Genomic DNA, 25,396 nt, shown 5'->3' with positions numbered 1-25,396 from the left:
CTTCTGTACGAGAGTGGATGAGAGTTTTTAGGCGCCGTGCACGAGTTCGGCGGCGGTGTCGATGGCTGCTTCGACGTTGCCGTCGCTCGGGTAGAGCAAGCTGCGACCCACGACGAGGCCGCGCACGCCGGGAAGCTCGAGGGCGTTGCGCCAGGATTCGAAGGTTTCGTCCTGGTCGTCCACCGGGTCACCGCCGAGGAGCAGGGTCGGCAGGGTGGTCGCCGCCATCACGCGCGCCATGTCGGCAACGACCGGCAGCTTCAGCCACGAGTAGGCGCTGGAGTTGCCGAGGCCTTCGGCGATGGCAATCGAGAGGATGACGGCATCCGCCGTGAGGTCGTTCTTGACGCGACCGTCGACCCAGGAGCTCATGAACGGCTCCAGCATGATCGGGATGCCGGCCGCAGCCGCTTCGCTCACGGCGAGAGCTGTGGCCTCGAGGGTGGCGAGCGAGCCGGCATCTTCGAGGTTGATGCGCACGAGATTCTTCGCGAAATCGAGGCGGTCGCGCTTGATGTTGTCGATGTCGTAGGCAGTGTAGCGGTCATCCATCTCGAAGGACGAACCCCACAATCCACCGCGGTTCATCGACCCGACCACGATCTTATCGTCGAGCAGACCGAGCAGGGCAAGGTCGTCGATGATGTCGGGGGTACCCAGCACACCGTCAACGCCCGGACGGGAGAGCGCGATCGCGAGGCTTTCGAGCAGCGCATAACGGTTGGCCATGGCGGTGGCATCTTTACGCACGCCGAGGGCGCCCCGGGCACGATGATCGGCGGCCACGATGAACAGTCGACCATCGCCCTGAATCAGGTCGCGCCGGGCGCGGCTCGCTAGAATCTCGCCGATGCGCTCAGGGTGCGCCGCGCGGGCATGCCGCAGCGCGTCGAAGTCAAGCCTGGTCATGCTGGCAATCCCTTCAAGATTTCTTCAACCTCAGTGGTCGTGGGCATGGCGGTTGAACATTCCCGGCGGCTGGCGACAATGGCGCCGGCCACATTGGCGAATTGCAGAATACGGCGCAGCGGCCAGTCCTGCAGCAGTCCGTAGCAGAGGGCCCCACCGAAACTATCGCCGGCGCCGAGGCCGTTGACGACGTCAACGAAGTACGGCGGCACCTCAACGGTTTCGGTACGAGTCTTCGCGAGCACGCCCTTCGGACCTTGTTTGACGATGGCCAGTTCGATACCGCGTTCCAGGAGGGCATCAGCGGCCCGCAGCGGTTCGGTCTCGCCGACGGCGACCTCACACTCCTCCCTGTTGCCGACAGCGACCGTGGCCTGGCCGAGGGCGAGTGCTACCTGGGCACTCGCCTCCTCGGGCACGCCCCAGAACATGGGCCGATAGTCGAGGTCGAGAATGGTCAACGGGGTCCGGCCACGGGCTTCCCAGGCTGCGAAATGAGCGGATCGACTGGGTTCTTCGCTGAGGCCGGTCACGGTCGACCAGTAGATGCGGGCGTTTGCGATGGCGGCCAGGTCGAGCTCGTCGGCATGGATGACCAGGTCGGGCGCTTGGGGCGCTCGATAGAAGTACAGGGGAAAGTCGTCGGGCGGAAATATCTCGCAGAACACGACGGGGGTGTTGAGGTTGGCAACTCCCGAGACGAATTCGTCGCTGACGCCCAGGCGCACGAGCTCCTGGTGCACGTAGTTGCCGAAGGGGTCGTTACCGGTGCGGGTGATGACTGCCGAGTTCAATCCGTGGCGTGCAGCGGCGACGGCAACGTTGGTCGCGCTGCCACCGAGATACTTGCCGAACGTTGACACGTCTTCGAGGCCGACACCATCCTGCAACGGATAAATATCGACGCCGACGCGGCCTATCGTCAGCACATCGTGGGGGGTTCGCGGTGAAGTCGTCATACGTCGATGTACAACTTTCTGTACTAGGAGTGGTCGGCTTACCGCCGTCCCTCCACAGTAGCGCCCTCTGTGCTTAATGTCATGACATATTGACAAAAAGTTTTTCAAGCCGGTGTGAGCAGGTCATAACGCCTTCTGGCTTGACGGTGCGCCGAATCTGACCACATTGACATGCCCATCGCGCCGCGCCTAGCCTGCAAATGGCTGTTCATCCCCATCGGGGTGCGGCCATCCCCCGATCGCGCCAGCGCGCGTGCACACTCGCCTCAAAGAAGAGAGACCACCGTGACGGCTACCGCCCCACAAATTCGCACGGAGAAGGGGCTGGCGCGTGTGGCCCAGTCTCTCGCAGGCTGGACTCAGAAATGGTTTCCGGATGCGTATATCTTCGCCCTGGTCGGTGTACTCCTCGTCGCCGTCGCCGCCTTGGCTAATGGTTCAAGCCCGCAGATCATCGTCGATTCTTTCGGCAACGGCTTTTGGGACCTGACGGCTTTCACCCTGCAAATGGCTATGGTCGTCTTGACCGGGTACGTCGTGGCGACATCCCGACCCGTGGCTCGGCTGATCGATACGCTTGCGGCTGTGCCCCAGTCAGCCGCAACGGCGGTGAGCTTCGTCGCGTTCCTGTCTATGTCCGTTTCTTTTGTCAATTGGGGCCTGAGCCTGGTCTTCGGCGGCCTGTTGGCGCGAGCCATTGCCCGCCGAACCGATCTTCGTGTGGACTACCGCGCGCTCGGGGCCGCCGCATTCATGGGCTTGGGAGCAGTCTGGGCGCTGGGCATGTCATCATCCGCCGCGCAACTTCAAGCCACGGCAACGTCCCTGCCGCCGGCCCTTCTGCAGGTCACCGGCGTACTCGACTTCGGTACGACGATTTTCACCTGGCAGTCGCTCACCATGTGCGCGATCATCATTGCCCTGACAGTTCTGATCGCGCATTTCTCCGCTCCGCGTGGCGACGCCATTCGAACTGCACAGGATCTTGGCGTGGACCTCAATGACGAGCCGGAGCCAGCAGCGCCACGCTCACGACCCGGTGAATGGCTCGAGTACAGTCGCATCCTTCCCGTCCTGATCGCGCTCTTGACACTGGGTTGGCTGGTCTCGCAGTTCGTGACGAGTCCCGTCTTGTCGGTGGTCAGCAGCCTGAATGGGTACCTTCTGGTTTTCCTGATTCTCGGGCTCGTGCTCCACGGAACACCGCGCAAGTTTCTGCAGGCTGTGTCCAAGGCCGTTCCTGCCACTGCCGGAATCTTGGTTCAGTTTCCGCTCTACGCGGCCATGGCTGCAATTCTGACCCGGGCAATCGGAAATGGGGGCATGACCGTCTCGGAGCACCTGGCCGAATTCTTTACCAGCGTGGGCGGTGGCGGCGGTTTCACAGTGATTGTCGCGCTATACACGGTCATCCTGGGAATCTTCGTTCCTTCGGGCGGTGGTAAATGGTTGGTGGAGGCACCGTATGTCATGCAATCGGCCACCGATGTTCAGATGAACCTGGGCTGGACGGTGCAGGTTTACAACGTTGCCGAGGCATTGCCCAATCTCATCAACCCGTTTTTCATGCTGCCCCTACTCGCGGTCCTTGGCCTCAAAGCACGAGATCTCGTGGGATTCACGTTCCTGCAGTTCATGTTCCACCTGCCGGTGGTATTGCTTCTGGTCTGGCTGCTTGGACGAACCTTCGAGTTCGTGGCACCGGTCATCCCCTAGAGCGCCGGCGAGATGAGCGAGGAGAATTCCTGATCGGCTCCTCGTTGCCTGACTGAATTCGGGCACGAAAAAGCCCCCGGAACCAGGGGTTCCGGGGGCATCTGTTGCGGGGGCAGGATTTGAACCTACGACCTCTGGGTTATGAGCCCAGCGAGCTACCGAACTGCTCCACCCCGCGCTACAAGTACAAATTTAGCACACCCTCAAAGCGCGGTTGACCACTTTGGGTTGGTATCGCAAAAAACTACTGAAATTTTGCCTTATCTGGTATCGAATACCATCGGCTCAACGAGCGCAAGCCCCCACCCGAGACGGGTGAGGGCTTGCGACCGGTCTTGCGGTGGGACTATTCGCCGAGCAGGGCGAGCATACTCGCGATCGTCTCGGCAAGCTTGGCGTCAGCGGTGCCGTAGTCGGCGAAGTTGCCGGCGGCGAGTGCGGTTGCCTTGTCGGCGAGCGCCGTCTTGGCGACAGCGAGAAGCGACTTGAGTTGGGCATCTGTTGCCGCATCGCCGGTCGACTCGGTCGGCACGTCCGTGCCGCCGGTAGCACCACCGGTCGTGCCGCCCGTTGCTCCGTCCGTGGCAGCCGGGTCCGGCACGGCCGTATCACCGGCCGTCGCACCCGAATCGCCGCCGAACAGCACATCGAGAGCACCGTCGAGGGTGTCCTCGAACGCGATCTGGTCGCCGAAGGCCACGAGAACCTTCTGCAGCAGCGGGTAGCTCGTCTCACCCGTGGACTGCACATAGACCGGCTGCACGTAGAGCAGTCCGCCACCGACCGGCAGGGTCAGCAGGTTTCCGTTCAGCACGGTCGAGGAACCCTGGCGCAGCAGGTTGAGTTCGGTCGACACGGCCGGATCGGCGTTGAAGACGTTCTGCACCTGGCCGGGGCCTGGGACAGTGCCGTCCTTGGGCAGATTGAGCAGTCGCAGCTGACCGTACCCCTCGGCGCGCACACCGTCTTCCGATCCGGCGTCGGCGTCAACGGCGAGATAGCCGTAGAGCACGTTTCGGCTGGATTCACCCGTTGCTTCCGGCTGAAAGGTCGTGTATAGCGAGAAGGACGGGGCATCCGCTCCCGGTACCTGCATGGTGAGGTAGTACGGCGGCTGCAAGGTGGGGTTCGTCGCCGGAGAGTCCGGGTCGTTCGGTGAGATCCACGCGTCGTCCTTGGAGTAGAACGATCCCGGGTCGGTCACGTGGTACTGCCCGAGAATCGAGCGCTGAACCTTGAACAGGTCGGCCGGGTAGCGAACGTGACTCATCAGGTCGCCGCTCATCTCGCTCATGGGTTTGAGCGTCGACGGGAAGATCTTCTGCCAGGTCTGCAGTAACGGCTCTTTGTCGTCCCAGGCGTAGAGGGTGACTTCGCCGCTGTAGGCGTCGACGGTGGCTTTGACCGAGTTTCGCATGTAATTGATGCTGTCGAGGGCGTACGGCTGCGGTGGTGTCTCAGTGTCGGCGATGGCATCGCTCAAGCTGACCGGAGTGGAGTACGGGTAATTCGCCGACGTCGTGTAGCCATCGATGATCCACTTCACCCGACCATCAACGACCGAGGGGTAGGCATCGGAGTCGAGCGTGAGGTACGGCGCGACCTTCTGTACGCGGGTGACCGGGTCACGGTCGTAGAGGATCTCCGACTTGTCGTTGACCGAGGCCGCCAGGAAGATCTGCTCTGATTGGAACTTGAGCGCGTAGATGAGCTTCTTGAACGCGTTGTCCAGTTTTGGTCCACCATCTCCGGAGAAGGTCGTGTAGGTCTGGCCCGCACCCTCTTCGCCCGACGGATAATCGAGTTCGATCGGGTTGGCACCCTCTTCGGCACCGACGATGGAGTACTCCGGCGAGGTCTCACCGAAGTAGATGCGCGGCTCGAAGTCACCGAGCGCACCACTGGTGGGAATGCCTGATTCAAGGAACACCGGCTGCCCGTCGACCGAGCGCTGGTTGCCGTAGGCGGCGACCACACCATAACCGTGGGTATAGACGGTCTTCGAGTTGACCCAGGTATTACCGGTGTTCAGGCCGTCGATGTTGAGGTCACGCACGGCGACGACGGTGTCCTGCGAGGTACCGTCGATCATGTAGCGGTCAACGTCGAGGTTGCCGGGGAACTGGTAGTACTGGCGGAACTGCTCCAGCTGGGCGAACGAGTCGCTGACCAGCGCCGGGTCGAGAATACGAATGTTGGCGGTGGTTGCGGCGTCCGCGCGCAGGGCGCCGGGCTCGGCGGTGGTCTTCGCGTTGTAGGGAATCTCCTCGATGCCGGCGACGTTGTAGGCATCCCGGGTGAGATTGATATTGCGCTCGATGTACTGTGCCTCAAGCGACTTAGCGCTCGGCTCCACCTGGAAGCGCTCCACGACCCAGGGGTAGAGCGATCCGATCAGCAGGCTCGACACGATCAGCAGCGCGGTGCCGATGACCGGCAGACGCCAGCGGCCGATGATGGCCGTGAGGATGAAGAGCAGGGCGACCACTGCAGCGATGCCGGCAAGGATGGCGCGGCCGGGGATGGTGGCGTTGACGTCGGTGTAGCCGGCGCCGGTGATGAGTGTGCCCTGGTTGGTCAGGGTGGAGTACTGGTCGAACCAGATACTCACGGCCTGTAGCAGCAGATACACGGCCGCCGTGACGGCGATCTGTACACGGGCCGCCTTGGAGATGAGCACCTCACGGCCGGACACCCGGATGGACCCGTACAGGTAGCTGGTAGCGACCGAGACCAGGGCCGAGATGAGCACGACGGCGGATGCGAAGGCGAGCACGGCCTGATACAACGGCAGATCCATCAGGTAGAAGGAAATGTCAAAGCCGAACTGCGGGTCAACGCGCCCAGTCTCGGTGCGGTTGAGCCACATGAGCACGGTCTGCCAGCGGGTGGCGGCGGCCACACCGGCGAACAGGCCCAGGAGCGCAGGGATGCCGAACATCGCGAGGCGACGCAGCGGCTCGATGACCTGCTGGTAGCGGTCAAGCTGCGAGTTGAGCTTCGCATATACCGGGCGCAGGCGGTAGGCCAGCTGGATGCTCACCCAGACCGGCACAGCCATGGCGACGAACCCGATCAGGAACAGCACGGTGCCGGCGATCCACTGGGTGGTCAGCACATTGAGGAATCCGAGTTGGTCGAACCACAAGACATCGGTATATAGTCCGGCGAAAATAAAGAACAGGATCACCAACCCCGCGATAATTGCTGCGGAAATTGCTAGCGGGGCTCGGCCGCGCCGGGGGGCGTTGTCGGCTGCTGATGAACTCACGAATTGGCCTCTTGCGCTCAGTCATTAGGTACAGGGTGATCATTAACCGCGTGATCAGGGTCACGTCTATCTTACTTAAGCACCCCTGAGAGAGTCACCATTGCCGAGCTGTCCGAAGTTTTTCCTGCGACGCTAGCTCGTTGGACAGGTCGGGACCCCGTTCGTGTCGCCGGTTTTGATCGCGTCAAGGGCGGCCAGTGCCTCATCGAGGGTAGCAACGGAGAACACGCTCAGACCGTCGGGGATATTGCCGGTCACTTCGTCGCAGTTGCCTGCCGGAGCCAGAAACCAGCTCGCGTCATTCTCGACGGCGCCGTACAGCTTCTGCTGGATGCCGCCGATCGGGCCGACCACACCGGACTGGTCGATCGTGCCGGTACCGGCCACGTTCTCACCGCCTTGCAGCTCTCCGGGGGTGAGCTTGTCGATGATTCCGAGCGCGAACATCATGCCGGCGCTCGGTCCGCCGACCTTGTCGAGTTGAATCTGCACCTCGAACGGAAAGTCGTAAGTTACTGAGACGTTGACCCCGGCCACGACCGTGCCGGCGCTGTCGATCGGGGTGACCTCGACGGTGCGCGCTACGCCGCCTCGCACGATGTCGAGGCTGGCCGCCGTCTCGGCGCCGTTGGTCTGCAACGCGGCACGCAGTTCCGCGACGTTGACAACCGGCGTCCCGTTCACCGCGGAGATCTGATCCTCGGGTTCGATCACGCCCGTCGCCGGGGAGCCATCGGGCAAGCTGACCACCGTGACTGTCGTTGGGTAGTCGTAGCCGAGATGAGTGAGGGCCGCGGCGATGGCATCCTGTTGGGAATTGATCATGTCGGCACTGGAGCGCGCATCCCGTTGTTCGGTGCTGACGTTGGCGGGAAACACCTGGTCGATGGGGAGGACGGCCTCACTCGGATCAAGCCATGCTCCGGCGACACTGAGCCAGCTCGGGCGGTTCTCCCGGTTGCCGAGCAGGGACACCGTGAGCAGGTCGAGCGTGCCATTAGTCGGGTAGACCGTCTCACCCGGGATGGTGATGAGGGCGGTCTCGACGTCGTCGGCATCGGTGGCGGAGCCGAGAGTGTTATAGACCGGTCCGGGCTTTTCGATGACGTAGGGGGCCGGCATGACGCCGAGAATCACTCCGGCAACGAGGGCGATCAACAACGCCGTCCAGCCGATCGAGGGGCGGCGACGCCGTGCACCCTGGGGTGCCGGTGAGTCATCGGTGAAGAGAGCCACCGTGCTCCTTCCGTATTGGTTCCTGCCAGGTTCCCGGTCGTGTTCGCGACGGGCGCACTGCAAGCCCTTCAGCCTAGGATATTTCCCAGCCCCGAACGGGCTACTCGCACTAGCGTAGAAGTATGCAACTGAGAGGGGCCTGAAGTGGCCGACGACTCCCTACCCCCGAACGACCAGAACCCGGGCGAGCCCGGCGATAACACGCCCAGTGACGAGTTCCGTGACATGCTGCGCGACATTCTGAGCGGCAAGAGCGGTATCGACCCGGGCCAGCTCGCCAACGCGGCCGGCCTGCCCAGCGACCCGGCCAGTGTGGCGGCTCTTATGCAACAGCTCCAGGGCGCTATGAACTCCCAAGGCACCGGTGTGGACTGGCAGATTGCGCTCACCCAGGGCCAGCAGCGAGCGGCTAACGGCCAGCTCACGGCGACCGACGAGCAGCAGACCCAGCTGCGCCAGGCTTTTCACATCGCGGCCCTCTGGCTCGACGACGTCATCTCCGTGGCCGAACTGACCGTTGAACCCCGGATGATGACCCGTCGCGAGTGGGTTACTGCGACCATGCCGCTGTGGACCCAGCTGGCCGAACCCGTGGCAACGAGTATCTCCGATTCGCTCACCCGGGTCTTCGCCGAACAGGTGCCCGAAGAGATGCAGGGCATGGTGGCCAACGCGAGCCAGCTCGTACGCAGTATCGGCGGCACCCTCTTTGCAATGCAGCTCGGCCAAGTCGTCGGCCAGCTGGCCAGCGAGGTCGTCAGCGGCGGCGACGTCGGCATCCCGCTGCTCGGCGAGCAGCAGGCTGCCCTGCTCCCCCAGAACGTTTCCGATTTCGGCGCCGGCCTCGACGTTCCCACCGACCAGGTGCAGATCTATTTGGCCGTGCGTGAGATTGCCCACGCCCGACTGTTTCGGCACGCCCGCTGGCTGCGCCTGCACCTGACCAGCTCAGTCACGGCATATGCGCGCGGAATCAGCATCGACTCCAGCCGTCTTGAAGAACTCGCCGGAAGCTTCGACCCCTCCAACCCGGAAGACCTACGTCAGGCCATGGTGGACGGTTCGCTCATCCAACAGAAGTCCGAGTCGCAACTTCTAGCGCTGTCGCGCCTCGAAACGATGCTCGCTCTGGTCGAAGGCTGGGTTGATGTCGTCACCGCCCGCGCCACGATTCGGCTGCCCAAAGCCGATGCCATCGCCGAGACCGTCAAACGCCGCCGGGCTTCCGGCGGTCCGGCCGAATCCGCTTTCGCGACCCTCGTCGGTCTCGAACTGCGCCCGCGCCGACTGCGGGAGGCCGCAGCGATGTGGCAAGCCGTGACGGATGCCGTTGGCAACGAAGCGCGCGACGCCCTCTGGTCGCACCCTGACCTGCTGCCCACTGAGCAGGACATCGACGATCCCCAGCAGTTGATCGCCCGCCTGACGAGCGCGGCACGCGGCGAGCCCGAGGTGCTCGACGACGTCGATCAGGCCCTCGAAGATCTGCTGCGCGATGACGGTGCCGAACGCCCACACGAGGCCTAGAGACGCGCAACGTTGCCGCAACCTTTGCTGAGATACCGTCGTTTAACGGACGAAATGTCCCAAACGAAGGAGTTTGGCAATGACAGTAACCGAGAGCAACACGAAGACATCCACCCGGGTGCCGACGACCATGCACGCGGCCGTCGTGCACGAGTTCGGCGAGAACCTCACAATCGATGAGGTTCCCGTACCGACACCCGGCCCGGGTCAGGCCCTCGTCAAGCTGATCAGCAGCGGCGTCTGCCACACCGACTTGCACGCCATGGAAGGCGACTGGCCGGTGAAGCCGAGCCCGCCGTTCATTCCAGGCCACGAGGGTGTCGGCGAGATTGTCGCCCTCGGCGCCGACGTCGATGACCTCGCCATCGGCGACCTCGTCGGAAACGCCTGGCTCTGGAGCGCCTGCGGAAGCTGCCAATACTGCCGCACCGGCTGGGAAACCCTGTGCGAAGCGCAACAGAACGGCGGCTACAGCGTTGACGGTTCGTTCGGGCAGTACATGCTCGTCGACTCCCGCTTCGCTGTGCGCATTCCGCACGGAGCCGACCCGATCGAAATCGCTCCTGTGCTCTGCGCCGGCGTCACCGTCTACAAGGGCCTGAAAATGACCGAGGCCCGTCCTGGCCAGTGGGTTGCCATCTCCGGTATCGGCGGCCTCGGCCACATTGCCGTGCAGTATGCCAAGGCGATGGGCCTGCGGGTTGCCGCCGTCGACATCGCCGACGACAAGCTCGCCCTGGCGCGCCAGCACGGCGCCGAGCTTGTGATCAACGCCCTCGACGGCGACCCGGTTGCCGCCATACAGAAAGCCACCGGCGGAGTGCACGGCGTACTCGTGACCGCGGTGCACCCGGCCGCCTTCGGCCAGGCCATCGGCATGACCCGTCGAGGCGGCACCATCGTCTTCAATGGCCTGCCGCCCGGAGACTTTCCCGCCCCGATCTTCGACATCGTGCTGAAGGGCCTCACCATCCGCGGCTCCATCGTGGGTACCCGTCAGGACATGGAAGAAGCCCTGCAGTTCTACGCTCGCGGCCAGATTCACCCCACGGTCTCCGAGCGTCGCCTCGACGAAGTCAATGAAGTGCTCGACGAGATGAAGCACGGCAAGATTGACGGTCGCGTGGTCATCCGCTACTGATATCCGGTGCGGGCGGCGTTACCGTCGAATCCCAATATTCGAGCGTGACCGCCCGCACCCCTTGATAACCAGCCTGTGGAGAACTCATTTAGCCGGGGCCATGTGCGTCATCATGTCGGCATGGCCCTTCGACTGAATCCTCGATACCCCCTGGTGTGGCGCACACCGGATTGCGTACAACTCGGCATCGACCACGCCGTTGTTCGGATCGATGGACTCACTGTCGCCCACGAGGCCGTGCTGTCAGCCCTCGTCGCTGGGGTGCATCGATCAGGTGCGATGCTGCTGGGAACGCTGGCTGGAGCATCCGCTGCCGAGGTGACGCATCTGCTCGAACTGCTCGGGCCGGCGCTGCTGTACGTATCAGACGATGCGGAACCTCCGATCACGCCGTTGCCCCGCACCGTGCTCGTTGATGGTATTGGAACAACCGCTTTTCGCGTGCGTACCCTGTTGGCCAACCTCGGAATCGAGGAGCCGCTACCCGGCACTGAACCAGAACTGGCAGTGTTGGTCGGACAGTACGTCTTCTCACCGGAGCGTCACGGGCGCTGGCTACGCCGCGACATTCCCCACTTGCCGGTGGTGTTCAGCGACAGCGCCGCCCGGGTCGGACCGCTGGTCGAACCGGGCCTTGGGCCCTGCCTGACCTGTCTCGAACTCGCGCACGTCGATGACGATCCCGCCTGGCCGGCCATGGCCTGCCAGCTGGCCCCGCGGCAGGCTCCGAGCGAAACACCCCGGCTGAGCTTTGAGGTCGCCGCCCGGGTAGCCGGGCTCGTACAGGATCGCCTCGAGACCGGACGGTCAGCGGTGTTCGCCCGGTCGTTGCGCATTGACGCCGTCTCCGGCACCGTTACGCGGAGCGTGCACCGACTCCACGAGCGGTGCGGCTGTCAAGCTCTTGCAGAAAACGAGATCGTTCCCGAGGCGCGCGAGCCTGCACTCCGGAGGACGACCAGCTCAGCGCGAGCCGCCTACGGGCCCGCGTGATGCCAACGTAGAGCAGTCGGCGCTCCTCGTCTATCTGCTCGAAGGTACTTGCATAGCTGATCGGGACCAGTCCTTCGCTCAAACCGACCACGAACACGACATCCCACTCGAGGCCCTTGGCCGAATGCATGGTGGCGAGTGTCACCGCCGAGACGGTCGGTTCGTGCTGGCCGGCCTGGCGTTCCATCAGGTCGTCGGTGAACTGGCGAAAGGTGGTACCGACGGCGGCCTGGTCAACCAGACCCATCAGGGCATTGAGCGATTCCCACCGACCTTGAACTGCGCCGCGCGTCTCCGGGGCGGTCTGGCTCCAGCCGAGGGACCGCAGCACGTCGCTGACCGACTTGAACAGCGGTTCTCCGATGATCGAAACAGATGCCGCGCGCAGGCTCATCACCGCCTGTTTCACTTCGGGCAGGTCGAAGAACCGTTTGGCGCCGCGAATCTGGTAGCTCACCCCGACCTCGGTCAGCGCTGTTTCAAGCAGTGCCGCCTGCACGTTGACCCGGAACAATACGGCTATGTCTTCGGGTTTGGTACCGGTACCGATGAGCTGCAGAATCTGCTCCGCGACACCGCGCGCCTCGGCCATATCCGAGGCGTAGCCGCGCACGTTCGGATCGGAGCCGGTGTCGGATTGTGCGGCGTGCAGGGTCAGTGCGCCGGAACGGCCGCGCATGAGCTGGTTCGCGGTAGCAACGATGGGCGCGGTCGACCGGTAGTTCTGCTCGAGCCGCACCACGGTGGCATCCTCGTAGTGTTTGGGAAAGTCGAGCAGGTAGTCGCTGCGGGCACCGGCGAAGGAGTAGATGGTCTGGCTGGCGTCGCCGACGACGCAGAGATCGCGGCGGTCACCGAGCCACAGCGCGAGCAGGTCGTGCTGCAGTGGCGAGACATCCTGATATTCGTCGACGACGAAGAACCGGTACTGCTCACGCACCTGCAGTGCCACCGATGGTTCGGCCTCGATCATGCCGGCCATGGCGAGCAGCACGTCTTCAAAGTCGATCTGCTTGCGATCGTCTTTGAGCTTCTCATAGGTCTGTTGCAGGGCCACGACCTGGTCGATGTCGAGCCGTCCTGGCAGGCTGCGGCGGGCGATGCCGGCCGCATACTGCTCGATGCTCAGGCCGCTGGTCTTGCGCCACTCCACCTCGGCCGCAAGGTCACGCAGGGTGGCCGTATCGATTTTGAGGTGCAGGGCCTCGGCGGCGTGCCCGAGGATGCGACCCTTTCCGTCGAGGATGCGCGGTGCCTGCCCGCCGACCACGTGTGGCCAGAAGTAGTTCAGTTGAGATAACGCTGCAGCGTGGAACGTGCGCGCGGCCACTCCCCCGGCACCGAGCTGCCGCAGTCGCCCACGCAGTTCCGCTGCCGACCTGCTCGTGAACGTGAGCGCCATGACCCGGTTGGGGGCGTACGCGCCGGTCAACACGCCGAGGGCGATGCGGTGCGTGATGGCGCGGGTCTTGCCGGTGCCGGCGCCGGCGAGCATGCAGACCGGGCCGATCAGCGCTTCGGCGGCAATGCGCTGTTGTTCATCGAGGCCCTTCAGCAGCGAGTCGGCGGTCACCGTCACGGGCGAATCAGTTCCGTCGAGGCCGGCAACGGAGCGCCGAGCCAGCGTTCGATCATGGCGTGCGCTATTGACGAGGGGCCGGGCAGCAGCATCCACTCGCCCGCATCGACCAGCTCTTGCCGGGTGAACCAGCGCAGCGCCAGAATCTCAGCACCGTCGGGCAGCAGATCACGGGCCCGCTGGCCGTCGGCGAGGCGAGCGGTGAATCCACACATGACCGAGGCCGGGAACGGCCACGGCTGAGAGCCGACGTAGGCCGGATCGGTCACCCGCAGGCCGGATTCCTCGAACATTTCGCGAATCACGGCCGCTTCAAGACTTTCGCCGGGTTCGACGAATCCGGCAAGCAGCGAGTAGCGGTTGTTCTCCCACATAGCATTGGAGCCGAGCAGGATGCGGTCGTCGGCGTCGGTGATGAGCACGATCACGGCGGGGTCGGTACGTGGGAACACCTGGCTGTTGTCCACCGGGCAACGACGCACCCAACCGGCCTCCTCGACCACGGTTGCGGCGCCGCAGCGCGGGCAGTGCGCGTGCGAGGCGTGCCAGTTGAGCACACCGAGGGCCTCGGTGAACAGACCGGCGTCACGGTCATTGAGCACGGTCGCGACCATTCGAAGGTTCACCCAACGGCTCTCGTCGGGCTCCAGCCGGGCCGCAGCGTCGTCGTCGAGTTGCGCGGCGACAATTCGGGTGCCGGTCGGCTCGGGCAGGTCGGTCGGCAGGGACCGGCCGAGGTAGACGCGCAAGCCGGGATTCTCTCGACTCATCGCCACGCTCGTCGGAGGCAGCAGGGCCAGGTGTGCGGCGCTGGTCGAGTCGTTTGGCGCGAGCAGTATCTTGCCGTGCCAAACCAGCAGAACGCGGGTGGCGGCATCCGCCCAGAGCTGGTCGAACAGCCCGGGAATTGCGCGGCTCAGGTGGTCGCGGTCAACCGCGTGGCGAGACAGCGGCAACCGCGTCGTGAAAGTGAACGACATGGTAATCTCCGAGCTCTGCGAGAACGTGGGTGTGGAGGCGTGGCGAACAGCCCCGCAACCGGAAGTCGATCTAACCTAGTAAGCATGGCCAGAACTCAACTCACTCTAGCCGCGTTAGCCACCTCCGCAGTTCCGGGGCTCGACGTGGCCTACGCCCGCAAGCACAGTGCCGGCGCGCACGGACTGTTCGACTCAGCGCTCGTCATCGACACCGACGGGCGGGCGCTGATCATTCGCGTTCCCACCAGCCAGTCAGCCGAAACCGAACAGTCCGCCGACCTCGTGGCGCTGCGCGCGCTCACCACCGGCAATCGCAGCCGGCTTCCGTTCGACGTGCCCGAATATGTCGGTCAAACGCCGATTCAGGGAACCCGCGCTGTCGTCTACGAGCTGCTGGCCGGCGACAGTTTCGATGCGGATGCCCTCACCGGACACGAGGGCGTCTCGGGGTCAATCGGCCGGGCCATCGCCGCGATCCACTCACTCCCGAGCGCTTTCATCGGCACAGCCGGACTTTCCCAGCAGAGCGCCGAACAGTGCCGCAAGGATGCCATCGACCTAATCGACCGTGCCGCCAATACCGGCTACCTGCCCGCGGCACTGCTGCGCCGCTGGGAACAGGCCACCGACGACGAGGCCCTGTGGCAGTTCGCGCCGGCGGTGGTGCACGGGTCGATGTCGTCCGATTCCATTTTGATCACCGACGACGCCGTATCGGGTATTCTCGGCTGGTCTGGCCTGGCCGTCGGAGACCCGGCCCGCGACCTCCACTGGTTGCTCGCCGCGCGCGGACATGCCGCTGAACTGGCCATCACCACGTACTCGACCGCTCGTCAGGGCAGCGACAGTCATATCACCCAGCGTGCCATGCTCTACGCCGAGCTCGAACTGGCCCGCTGGTTGCTGCACGGCGTCAGCAGCCACGACCAGTCCATAGTGGATGACGCCGTCGCGATGCTCGACGGCCTCGTCGACACGGTGCACAGCCACACCCAGCAACCGCTTTCCCCCGAAACCGGCCCGATCATGACTGTTGGTGACGTGGAGAACATGCTCGACCATATGCCCCGCGCCGCCCGCGACTACGATCAGCATGCGGCCATGCACACCGACAGCTACAACTTCTCGGGGCTCTGCGTGGACGCCGAATCCGACTCCGAATCCGACTCCGATTCCGATTCCGATTCCGATAATGGGTCCACTGGAGACTCTGTGTCCGGCGACTCGCGCACCGGGGTCATCGCCCCCGACCAGGCAGCAAGAAGGTCCGCCTCCGAGTAGAGGCGCTCGGGGGCGATGACGGTGTCGTCGGCGACGAAATAGAACACGGCGTCGACAATGCTCGGATCGATTCCCTTCCACCGGGCGTAGGCCAACCGGTAGAGCGCGAGTTGGGTTTGCTTCAGTTCGAGGTCAGCGGCATTCTTGGGAGCCCGCCCGGTTTTCCAGTCGACGACCTGATACCCCGCTTCGGTGCGATAGACGGCGTCGAGCTTGCAGACGAAGACCTGGCCCGCGAGCACGTGGTGAATTTCAATCTCGACGTCGACCGGCGCTCGATCGGCCCACTCGGACCGTTCAAAGGTGGCCTGCAGAACCGCAAACTGTTCCTGCTCGGGCACGGCGAGGTCATTCAGTGCGCCGGTACCGCCGTCGTCGCCAGAACCGTCGTCGCCCGCATCGTCATCGCCGAAGTCCAGTTCGTTCAGCGCGGCATCGACGCGATCGGTGCCGGTCGCGCCGCCGGCACGTCGCTCCACCCAGGAGTGAAACAGGGTGCCGAGCCGTGTGGCGCGGTAGGGGCGCTGCGGCATGGGGCGGCGCAGTTCGGCAGCAACTCCAGCAGGGTCGTCGACGTAGTCTTTGAACCGGGATGCGGGGATGCGGGTGGGAACGGGGGTGACAGCGCCGCCGGCCAACCGCAGGGCACGTTCTTCCAGCAGCAGGGTAACCGCGTGGGACCAGCGAGTGGGAGCATCCGCAGTGCTGCTCAAGACGCGGGTCGCGGCGGCTTCGACGAGAGCGCGGCGGGTGCCAAGCGGGTCGAACGGCCACAGCTCCGTGCCGCTGGAGGCGGAGCCAGGTTTGTCGACCTCGGCGCTCGTGTCGGGGATGGCCCGGATGAGCCCGGCATCGGCGAGTTCTACCAGGTAGCGGCTGGGCTTTCGAACCGTCAGTCCCGGGCCCCAGAAGGAGCCGGTCAGCAGGAGATCTTGCCTGGCACGGGTGATGGCGACATAGATGAGCCGGCGTTCTTCGTCGTCGTGCCGCGTCGCCAACTGCTCCTTGTAGGTCTGGAAAGCCAGGTCATAATCGAGCTGGGTGTCGTGACCGGCGACTTCGAGCTCGGGTAGCTCGGAGCGATCGCCCCGAAAGCCGTAGGGCAGCTCGCCGAAGCGCAGCCACCCGCTGGAATCGTGAGCTAACGCGGGCAGGCTTTTCTCGGTGAGGTTTGGAATGGCGACAAAATCCCATTCGAGGCCCTTGGCACCGTGAATCGTCAGCAACTGCACGGTGCCCTGTTCCGACATTTCAGCGCGCGGGCCGAGGTCGTCTTGCAGCTCTGCCCGCTTCAGCCAGCGCAGAAAACTGGCCAGGGTGCCCTGCTCGTCGCTGTCGAGGAATGCGGCCACCGTGTCGTGGAAGGAGTACAGGTTGGCGAGTCCGAGGTCGTTGTCCTCGTTCGCGGTCAGTTCGATGTCGAGCCGAAATTCCTGTTCGATCAGCCGCACGAAGTCGAGCAGCGGCAGGCTGGCGCGGGAACGCAGCCACGCCAGTTGCCGGCCGGCCGACTGCACGCGGGCACGCCCCAACTCGCTGAACTCCGCGAATTGGCCGTGAGAGTCAGGGGCTGTGCCCAGAAAGTCGAGCGCATCAACCAGGGAGCTGCCCTCATCACCGGCGACGGATGCCCGCAGCTTGCCCCGCAGATCGGCCGAAATTGCTTTCTGGGCCCAATCGTGCCGGGCCAGCCAGCGTGCCACATTGGCGAGAGCCTGCAGGTCGCGTGCGCCGACGCGGTAGCGAGCGCCGCTGAGGAGGCGCACGAGCTCGCTGCCGGCAGCAGGATCGTGCACCACCCGCAGAACGCTCACGACGTCGGCGACCTCCGGTGTGGAAAGCAATCCGCCAAGGCCCAGCACGTGCGCGCGCACGCCATGGGAGCGCAGCACCTCGGCGAAGTAGTCCATCTCCCGGCGCGCCCGAAAAAGCATGGCACCGGTGTGATCACCAACGAGCCGGGCGGCGAACCAGTCGGCTACCGCATCGGCCTCATCGGCAATGGTCTCCGCCATGAGCGCGTCAATGCCACCGGCCCTGGTGCCGGCTGGCACCTTGAGTGTTTCAACCTGAATTCCACCAGGTTGGGCGCGCAGCGTTTGACTCAGCGGATCGACGACGGCATTCGCAGCGTCGAGAACGAGGGAGGGGTTCCGCCAGGTGAAGGACAGCGACATGGTCGGCGCTGCGGCCACCGGACTGGCGTCGCTGGTGTTGAAGTCCCGCTCGAAGCCGAGCAAATTTGCCGAGCTGGCGCCGCGCCATCCGTAAATCGACTGGTGCGGGTCACCGACGGCCATTACCGGGTGGTTGTGAAAGAGCGTATGCAATAGCTCGGTCTGCAGTACGGAGGTGTCCTGGTATTCGTCGAGCAGCACGACACGGTACTGCTCGCGATAGCGGTCGACGACCGCATCGACTTTCTGGCAGACCTGAAGCGCGAGGGCCACTTGGTCGGAGAATTCGATGAGGCCGAGGCGGCGCTTCTCACTGCTGTACTGCGCAGCGAGTTCGGCAAGCACCGGCAATGGCGCTACTGCGGCCAAGGCATCGATTACCGAGTCGTACGGCTTTTTCTTACGCGGGTTGCCGTAGGGCAAATCACTCAAGTAAACGAAACTTTCGGCCAGGCCGGCAAGGTCGTGCGGGGTTCCCGGCGCGCCGTTGTGCCAGGGCGGCGGGTTCTCAGCAACGGCACGACTGAGTTGCAGCACGGCGTCGGTGACCTGGTCGACGCTCTTGCCGTAGGGCACCAGGCGACCGTCGCCGTGATCGATGACCACGCGCCGAGCGAGCAGCCAGGCGCTCGTTTCACTGAGCAGGACAGATTCCGGCTCCCGGCCGAGCAGCAGGGCATTGTCGGTGAACAACCGGCTGGCAAAGGAATTGTAAGTGGAGACGCTCGACGTGTTGAAGAGGTCGGAAGACTCAGCCGCCGACCCGGCGCCCGACCCGGCGTCTGAGCTGGCGTCTGAGTTGGCGATGATCGGCATCAGTCCGGCGGCATCGAGGTCGGCGATGCGCTTATTGATGCGATCGCTCAGCTCGCCGGCGGCCTTGCGAGTGAAGGTGAGGCCGAGAATCTGGTCGGGGCGAACGTGGCCGTTGGCCAGCAGCCAAAGCACCCGGTTGGCCATCGTCTCGGTCTTGCCGCTTCCGGCGCCGGCGACCACCAGGGTCGGCCTGAGCGGCGCCTCGATGACCTCCTGCTGCTCATCGGTGGGCGGAGGAAGCCTGAGTTCTGAGGCAATGTCGAGGGCGGAGACCGTGGTGACTGATGTGGTGACCGTTGTCGTGAGACTCATGAGCTGACCTGCTTGATGATGTGGATGCGGCAGGACCCGTGGCTTCGCGGGTCGAGGCAGTGCGCGGTTATTTCGGCGATGAAAGTGCTGCCGCCCATGCCTGCCGCGTCGTCGCTTACCCGGGTGCGAAAAGCATCGACTTGCTCCGGGGTGAAGGTGGGCTGGGTGGGATTGCGGTAGTTCTGTTTGACCGTGCCGGAGGAGATGATGACCAGGCGGGCACCGGCCAGCGCCATGTCGCCGGAAACGCCCTCGATGACGCCCTCCTGAAACGCCAGCTGGTAGGCGCCGAGCTGTGGATGCTCCGCGACGCCTACATCGCTTGTCGCGTCGCCCTTGCCGGTTTTCAGGTCGACGATCACGGCCCGTCCGTCGGCCTGGCGTTCCACTCGGTCGATGGTGCCCGACAGCACGGCACCGCTCACTTCCAGTTGAAAGGTCCCCTCGGCGCTCAGCAGCTCACCGCCCCCGTTCTCGAAATCGAGCAGGTACGAGGCGAGCCGGTCGGTGAGCGCTCTGGCGGCAACTTTCTGCACGCGTGACTGCCAGTCGGCGTCGAAGTCGAGTTCGTTCCAGCGGGACTCCACGCCCTGCCAGAGTGCCTCTGGCCGACGGTCGACGCAGTCTTCCATGACCTTGTGAATGATCGTGCCGAGGTTGGCGGCGGTATTCGAGCTGCCGCCGCCGACCTGCCCGATCAGCCAGTGCAACGGACAGGTTTCGAATGCGGCCATTCGCGACGGCGAGACACGCACCGGATCATCACCGGTCGCGGAGTCGTTGAGCGGGCGCACGGTACTCGGGTCGGTCAGGCCGTACCACTGATCCGGTGCGGCGCCGGGCACGTTTTCGCTGGCCAGGCGGGACAGTGTGGCCGCGGCATCCGCTGCGCGGGCGGCCGTCTCGGAGTCGATGCGGGCGGGTGAGCGGATAGCCCGGGTCAGGTCACGGCGCATCCGCCCGGCCAGGCCGCGCAACGACAGGGGGTAACGAGCAAAATCGTCGACAGCCCGCTCAGGCTCGGGGTCTGGTAGCAGACGAAGGAAGACCGACGGCTCGTTTTCTTCATTGCTCACGGCGGTGACGAGCAGTTCAGTCGTGGCACGACTGACGGCCTGGGCGAACATGCGCAATTCGTCGTGGAGAACCGCGGTGCGCGCGTCGGTGCCGGCAGCGTCGTTCCCGGTGCCGCCCTGGCCCGTGGCGACCACGGCCAGGTCGCCAGCGCCGAGCAGGGAGCCACGGATACGCAGGTCGGGCCAGACATTGGCCTGCACGCCGGCCACCACGACAATGTCGAAATCGCGCCCGATGGTGCCGCTTGGGGTAGACACGGTGACGGCCGCGCCCAGGGCACGCGGCGCGAGCGTATCTTCGGGCACATCGGTGTCGACGAGGTGTTCCAGAAAAAGTACCGGCGGGGCCGACGGGGTGCGTTCGACGTAGCGCTGCGCCGCCGAGAACAGGGCGACGACGGCGTCAAGATTGTGATTGGCTTCGTCGGCGACGATTCCGGTGCCGGTGGACTGCTCTTTCCACTCGCGATCAAGTCCGCTGCGCTGCCAGAGACCCCAGAGCAGTTCCTCGATGGTGGCACCGGCTTCATATTCGATTTTCGCGTCGCGCAGGCTCGCTCCGCAGCCGGCTGCGCGGCGAGCGGTGCGGTTATCGATGGTGGCGAGCAGATCGGGGGTCTGCAGTGCGACGACGAGCAGCTCGTCAGCGCTGCGCGGTGTGGGGGTGTCAGTGGCCAGCTCGTGCTGGCGCAACGCAGCACGAAGCCGGCGCAGGGTGATCGGGTCGAGCCCACCGAGCGGGCCGCGCAGCAATTGGATCGCCGCCTCGGGGTCGAGCGGTTTGCGCCCCAGGGTCACCTCGAGCGCCAGGATGAACGCCCTCACCGCGTATTCGTCACGCAGGGCTGTGCTCGCGGTAGAGATCTGCGTCGGCACCTCGAGTGCGGCGAGCCCCTTGGAAATCGACGGCACGAGCGATCCGGTGCGCACGATCACGGCCATACGCGACCAGGGCATTGCATCGATCACGTGGCGTTCGCGCAGCAGCCGGGCGATCACCGCGAGCTGATCGGCCGGGCTGGTCGCAACCACGGTCTGCACCGAACGGTCGCTCGCTTCTGTCGAATCGTGCCCGGCCGCAGCACGCTGGGTGCCAGCCGCGGCAGCGCCAATCCGGCCGGTGACCTGCGCAACGACGCGACGGATGTTCGCGCCGTGCCGATACACCGTCTGCAGCACGATCGGCGCGGCCACACGGCCTTCCGGTACGGCCCGGCCCTCGCTGAGATACGAGCCGAGGCGACCGAGGGCATCCGGATGCGCACCGTGAAACGAGCCGGTGCTGATGTCGGGGTCTCCGACGGCGATGATCGCCACCCCGCGCGTCTGAAACTGGGCCAACAGCGTGATCGTGGCCTGTGTGACTTCCTGGGCATCGTCAAGCACGATCAGGCGCAGGTCGGCGAGGGAGCCGAGCGTTGCAACGCCGGCCGGTCCGGCCTGGGCGCCCGCGACGACAGCGGCAGCATAGCGAGCCAGCTCGGTCGAGTCGTATTGGCCCGGGCGGGCCTGGTCTTTGGCCTCTTCATAACCGCGAATGAACTCGGCCGCCGCCGCCCACTCCGCACGTCCGAGTGCGAAACGCTCGAGCTGCCCCGGCGAGACACCGTATTCGACCGCGCGCATCATGAGATCGCGAAGTTCGGTGCGAAAGCCCCGTAAGCGGCGCACATCGGGACCGAGGGTAGTCGGCCAGGCCGGGCCGGTCTCATCGTCAATGTGGCCCTGCAACAGCTCGGCAATGATCTGGTCTTGCTCACCACCGGTGAGCAGAGTGGGAGTCGGACCGCCGGCCTGCGCGACCGCCGAACGCACAATCTGGAAGGCCACCGAGTTGGCGCTGCGAGCCAGCGGGCCGTTCGTCGGTACGCCAAGGCGCAGCGCGAGCCGGTCGCGCAGCTCCGTGGCTCCGGCGCGGGTCGGTACCAGTACCAATACCTCGCTCGGAGAATACCCCCGGTTGAGCACCCTGTCGGCGACGAGTTCGACGAGCGTGGTCGTCTTGCCCGAGCCGGGCGCGCCGATCACCGCGGCACTGACCCCGTCGGGGAGGTCGAGAACGGCCGTCTGGGCGGAATCAAGGGTGTGGTTGGTCACATTTCAACGGTAACGGGTTGCGCCGACAGTGAACTCTGTCCGGACGGTGACGCGTTCTGTCGTACTCTGGGCGCAAGGCTACGAAAGGCAGTTCTATGGACATTCGCATTGGTATTTTCAACTCCCCCCGGGAGATCGGTTTCGAGACATCGCAGCCAGCGACCGAGATTGAGGAGACCGTTGCGGCGGCTCTTTCCGGTCAGACCGGCTATCTGAAGCTCAGCGACAGCAAGGGTCGCGTCTATATCGTTCCGACCGTCGGCCTGGCCTACGTCGAACTCGGCAGCGAAGAATCGCGTCGCGTCGGTTTCGTCGCCTAAAGCACCATGGAACTCCTGTTCGTCGCACTGTTCGGAGCTCTCATCGGTCTCGGCGCGCGGTATTTTCTGCCCGGTCGGTCGACGCAGGGTTCGGTGCTGGTTCCAGCGATCGGAACGGCTGCTGCATCTGCTGTCTGGGTCGCGCTGACCTGGCTCGGCTGGAACTGGTCCGGTGGCTGGATCTGGTGGATGTCCCTTGGCGCCGCCGCCGTGTCATCCGTCGTGCTGAATCTGGTGATCAGTCGGCAACGCATTCATGCCGACCATCGGCTGCTGCAACGCCTCGCCAACACCGGGTCCGCCGCCACCGCGTAAATCCCTCGCGACCCCTCTAGCCGTCCGGCCCGCCTCGGCGCATGAGGGGACATGATGATTGGTCGTACGGAAATATCAAAAAAACTGGTTGGCCGCCTACCCAGGCGACTGACCGATACCCCAGGTGTCAGGCGGTCAGGCCGAGACCGTCCATGCGGCGGGTGTGCGCGGCAATGAGTTCGGTGAAGACCGGTTCGATTCGCGCCTCAGCCACGGCGCCAGGGCCAGCGGCCGAGTCGGTGCCTGGGCCCGTTGCCGGCATCGCCGAGCGAGCCACAAGCAGGGTATCGCCGACGAGCCGACGGCCCCACATGGCGAGCCGGGAGCCGAGCTCGACGTCGGTTTCAATGGCGGTCTGCAGTTCGTGCACGAGCACGTCGGTGCCGGAATTTTCGCCGAGGAGCTGCGCCACCCTCGGTCCGATATCGCGCGGCAGGCCGTCCGATAGCCGGATGAAGAAGTCCTCGAGGAGGCCGCCCGCGAGATAGCAGCTCAGGAGCAGCTCATGCCAGTCGGCGCCGCTGGTGTTGCGGCGAAACTCGTCGAGACTCGCGACAAACGGGGCCATCTCGGTGGCCGGATCGTGCCCGCGGCGTCGAATCTCGGTGACCAGACCGTGATGCTTGCTCAAGGTTCGACCTGCGGCGGCGCTGAGGCCTTCCTTCACGGCAAGATTCGGCGCGGTGGCCACGGCGCGGGCCAGACTTTCGAACCCCCCGAGCTCGCAGTAGGCGGCTTGGCCCAGAAAATGCTGCACACCGGGGGCCAGCGAACTGATGTCCACTTTTTCGGTCGGCTGGAGCGCCCCGCGGGCGGAAAGCCGCGGGGCTTCATTGCGCTGCGGGCGCCGACCGAACCACGTGACCACTGGCTCAGCTTAGGACAGCGCGCCTGTGGCCGCGGTACAGACGGGGCAGTAAGCTGGAATTACGTCGTCGACAAGGATCGGCGGCCGCTGCCCGAGACGCAAAAACGGGCGCACTTCGCTTCCAGTTAATGACAGGCAAACATTCGTGACTTTCTCCGAACTTAATATTGACCAGGACATGGTCGACTCCCTTGCCGCCAAGGGCATCCTCGAACCGTTCCCCATTCAGAACCAGACCATTCCGTTGGCGCTCGCCGGCCAGGACATCATCGGTCAGGCCAAGACCGGCACCGGCAAAACCTTCGGCTTCGGCCTTCCGGTCATTCAACGCCTCGGGCTCGATCCCGAGCCCGGCGTGCAGGCCCTCATCGTCGTTCCGACGCGTGAACTGTGCGTGCAGGTCTCGGAAGATCTCGAGCTCGCCGCAACCGGCCGTAATACCAAGATCGTCTCCATCTACGGCGGCAAAGCCTATGAAGGTCAGATCGAACAACTCAAGGCCGGCGCACAGATCGTGGTCGGAACCCCCGGCCGCCTGCTCGACCTGGCCAGCCAGCGCCTGCTCACCCTCGCCAACGTGCGCGAAATGGTGCTCGACGAAGCCGACAAGATGCTCGACCTCGGTTTTCTTTCCGACATCGAGAAACTGTTCGCGCAGACCCCGTCGACCCGCCACACCATGCTGTTCTCGGCGACGATGCCCGGACCGATCGTGGCCCTGGCCCGGCGCTTCATGAACCGCCCGATTCACATTCGCGCGACCGACCCCGATGAGGGCCTGATGCAGGCCAACATCGAGCACCTCGTCTACCGTGCGCACAACATGGACAAGGACGAGGTCATCGGCCGCATCCTCATGGCGCAGGGCCGCGGCAAGACCATCATCTTCACCCGTACCAAGCGCGCCGCCGCGAAGCTCGTTGAAGAACTCGGCGACCGCGGCTTCAACGCCACGGCCGTGCACGGCGACCTGAACCAGGAACAGCGCGAACGCGCCATGGCCAGCTTCAAAAGCGGCAAGAAAGAAATCCTGATCGCAACGGATGTCGCTGCTCGCGGCATCGACGTCGAGGATGTCACCCACGTCATCAACCACACCATTCCCGAGGACGAGAAGGCGTACCTGCACCGGGTGGGTCGCACCGGGCGCGCCGGTAAAACCGGCATCGCGGTGACCTTTGTCGACTGGGATGACCTGCACAAGTGGTCCCTCATCAACAAGGCACTGGACTTCGGTCAGCCGGAACCGATGGAAACCTACTCGTCGTCGCCACACCTCTACACCGACCTCAATATTCCGGCCGGATCCAAAGGACGCCTGCGCGCGACTCCGGTGAAGGACATCACTGCTGGCGAGGCTCGCACCGGCGGCGCCGGTCGCTCCGGAGGTGCACGCTCCGGAGCCGGCAGCCGCTCAGACACTGGTCGCTCCGGTGCGGTACGCGGCGGCCGCTCTTCAGGCGGTCGCTCTGAAGGCGCTCGCTCCGAAGGTACCCACAGCGACCGGCGTGGCGATTCACCGCGCGGCTCCGACCGACCGGCAACGAGCCCGGTACGCGACGGCGGGGACGACACGGGTCGACCGACGCGGTCACGTACCCGAGTAGGTTCCAGCACCAACCCCGACGCCCCCGCCGCAACCCCGGCAGCCGGCACACACGACGGCGGCGGAACCGAGCACCACGACGGCAACAACGCACCGCTGCGCCGCAGCCGCACGCGTCGTCGCTCGCCGCAGACCGGCAACACCATCTAGTCCCTGATCAGCTCTGTCAACGCCCGGCATGCGGGCTGCCACCGTTTAGGCCGTGGCAGCTTTCGTG

The 25,396-nt window shown here is 64.8% G+C and carries 15 protein-coding genes, 1 tRNA gene and 1 pseudogene; 7 read left to right on the top strand and 10 right to left on the bottom strand.

All coding sequences use genetic code 11. The features are described 5' to 3' along the window. Positions 1-27: 27 nt before the first annotated feature. Both E3T38_RS11650 and iolC read right to left on the bottom strand, forming a co-directional pair. Positions 28-909 carry a deoxyribose-phosphate aldolase gene (locus E3T38_RS11650; RefSeq protein WP_134548349.1) on the bottom strand — a complete coding sequence of 294 codons (882 nt, stop codon included), beginning with the start codon at positions 907-909 and terminating at the stop codon, positions 28-30. Beyond that, on the bottom strand, positions 906-1,868 hold the full coding sequence (gene iolC, locus E3T38_RS11645) for a 5-dehydro-2-deoxygluconokinase (protein ID WP_134548348.1): 963 nt from the start codon (positions 1,866-1,868) through the stop codon (positions 906-908). Before iolC ends, E3T38_RS11650 begins: the two co-directional genes overlap by 4 nt. 285 nt (positions 1,869-2,153) lie before the next feature. Here iolC and E3T38_RS11640 point away from each other — a divergent pair, with 285 nt between their 5' ends. After that, positions 2,154-3,584 (top strand): short-chain fatty acid transporter, encoded by a 1,431-nt coding sequence (locus tag E3T38_RS11640; protein ID WP_134548347.1) that lies wholly within the window; start codon positions 2,154-2,156, stop codon positions 3,582-3,584. 104 nt (positions 3,585-3,688) lie between these two features. Here E3T38_RS11640 and E3T38_RS11635 read toward each other — a convergent pair. The 3 genes from E3T38_RS11635 to E3T38_RS11625 form a co-directional block, all read right to left on the bottom strand. After that, positions 3,689-3,762, bottom strand: a tRNA-Met gene (locus tag E3T38_RS11635). A gap of 168 nt (positions 3,763-3,930) precedes the next feature. Beyond that, positions 3,931-6,855, bottom strand: coding sequence for a UPF0182 family protein (locus E3T38_RS11630; RefSeq protein WP_233197821.1), 2,925 nt, complete (start codon positions 6,853-6,855; stop codon positions 3,931-3,933). 132 nt (positions 6,856-6,987) lie between these two features. Beyond that, positions 6,988-8,091, bottom strand: coding sequence for a PDZ domain-containing protein (locus E3T38_RS11625; protein ID WP_134548346.1), 1,104 nt, complete (start codon positions 8,089-8,091; stop codon positions 6,988-6,990). Positions 8,092-8,316: 225 nt separating this feature from the next. On the opposite strand from E3T38_RS11625, the gene E3T38_RS11620 reads away from it, so the two are divergent. Together E3T38_RS11620 and adhP are read left to right on the top strand one after the other, a co-directional pair. Continuing rightward, on the top strand, positions 8,317-9,618 hold the full coding sequence (locus E3T38_RS11620; protein ID WP_134548540.1) for a zinc-dependent metalloprotease: 1,302 nt from the start codon (positions 8,317-8,319) through the stop codon (positions 9,616-9,618). 130 nt (positions 9,619-9,748) lie between these two features. Continuing rightward, positions 9,749-10,759: an alcohol dehydrogenase AdhP gene (adhP, locus tag E3T38_RS11615; RefSeq protein ID WP_134548539.1), complete on the top strand. Its 1,011-nt coding sequence runs from the start codon at positions 9,749-9,751 to the stop codon at positions 10,757-10,759. An 856-nt stretch (positions 10,760-11,615) separates the two neighbouring features. Here the strand turns inward: adhP and E3T38_RS11610 are convergent. Together E3T38_RS11610 and nudC are read right to left on the bottom strand one after the other, a co-directional pair. Next, on the bottom strand, positions 11,616-13,325 hold the full coding sequence (locus E3T38_RS11610) for an ATP-dependent helicase (RefSeq protein ID WP_198417349.1): 1,710 nt from the start codon (positions 13,323-13,325) through the stop codon (positions 11,616-11,618). A gap of 2 nt (positions 13,326-13,327) precedes the next feature. Further along, entirely contained in the window at positions 13,328-14,311 is a 984-nt protein-coding gene (gene nudC, locus E3T38_RS11605) for an NAD(+) diphosphatase (RefSeq protein ID WP_134548344.1), read from the bottom strand. An 84-nt stretch (positions 14,312-14,395) separates the two neighbouring features. Between nudC and E3T38_RS17530 the strand changes: the two genes are divergently transcribed. Beyond that, a complete protein-coding gene (locus E3T38_RS17530) occupies positions 14,396-15,592 on the top strand; it encodes a phosphotransferase (RefSeq protein ID WP_134548343.1) in 1,197 nt (398 codons plus the stop codon). A 53-nt stretch (positions 15,593-15,645) separates the two neighbouring features. On the opposite strand, the pseudogene E3T38_RS11595 reads toward E3T38_RS17530, so the two are convergent. Both E3T38_RS11595 and E3T38_RS11590 read right to left on the bottom strand, forming a co-directional pair. Then, positions 15,646-18,897, bottom strand: a pseudogene (locus tag E3T38_RS11595) (UvrD-helicase domain-containing protein); the annotation flags it as partial. After that, on the bottom strand, positions 18,894-22,070 hold the full coding sequence (locus tag E3T38_RS11590) for an ATP-dependent DNA helicase (protein ID WP_134548341.1): 3,177 nt from the start codon (positions 22,068-22,070) through the stop codon (positions 18,894-18,896). The gene E3T38_RS11590 and the pseudogene E3T38_RS11595, both read right to left, overlap by 4 nt. A gap of 95 nt (positions 22,071-22,165) precedes the next feature. Here E3T38_RS11590 and E3T38_RS11585 point away from each other — a divergent pair, with 95 nt between their 5' ends. Together E3T38_RS11585 and E3T38_RS11580 are read left to right on the top strand one after the other, a co-directional pair. Then, positions 22,166-22,390, top strand: coding sequence for a DUF3107 domain-containing protein (locus tag E3T38_RS11585; RefSeq protein WP_092108379.1), 225 nt, complete (start codon positions 22,166-22,168; stop codon positions 22,388-22,390). 6 nt (positions 22,391-22,396) lie between these two features. Then, entirely contained in the window at positions 22,397-22,705 is a 309-nt protein-coding gene (locus E3T38_RS11580) for a hypothetical protein (RefSeq protein ID WP_134548340.1), read from the top strand. Between the two features lie 127 nt (positions 22,706-22,832). On the opposite strand, the gene E3T38_RS11575 is transcribed toward E3T38_RS11580, so the two are convergent. After that, entirely contained in the window at positions 22,833-23,573 is a 741-nt protein-coding gene (locus tag E3T38_RS11575) for a ferritin-like fold-containing protein (protein ID WP_134548339.1), read from the bottom strand. Between the two features lie 145 nt (positions 23,574-23,718). Between E3T38_RS11575 and E3T38_RS11570 the strand changes: the two genes are divergently transcribed. Beyond that, complete coding sequence (locus tag E3T38_RS11570) at positions 23,719-25,329, top strand: DEAD/DEAH box helicase (protein WP_134548338.1); 1,611 nt, start codon at positions 23,719-23,721, stop codon at positions 25,327-25,329. The last annotated feature ends 67 nt before the right edge of the window (positions 25,330-25,396 follow it).

It is taken from the genome of Cryobacterium sp. Hb1, assembly GCF_004403585.1.
Lineage (GTDB): Bacteria > Actinomycetota > Actinomycetes > Actinomycetales > Microbacteriaceae > Cryobacterium > Cryobacterium lyxosi.
The sequence above is the reverse complement of the archived record's forward strand: the minus strand, read 5'-3'. Positions and strand labels throughout refer to the sequence as shown.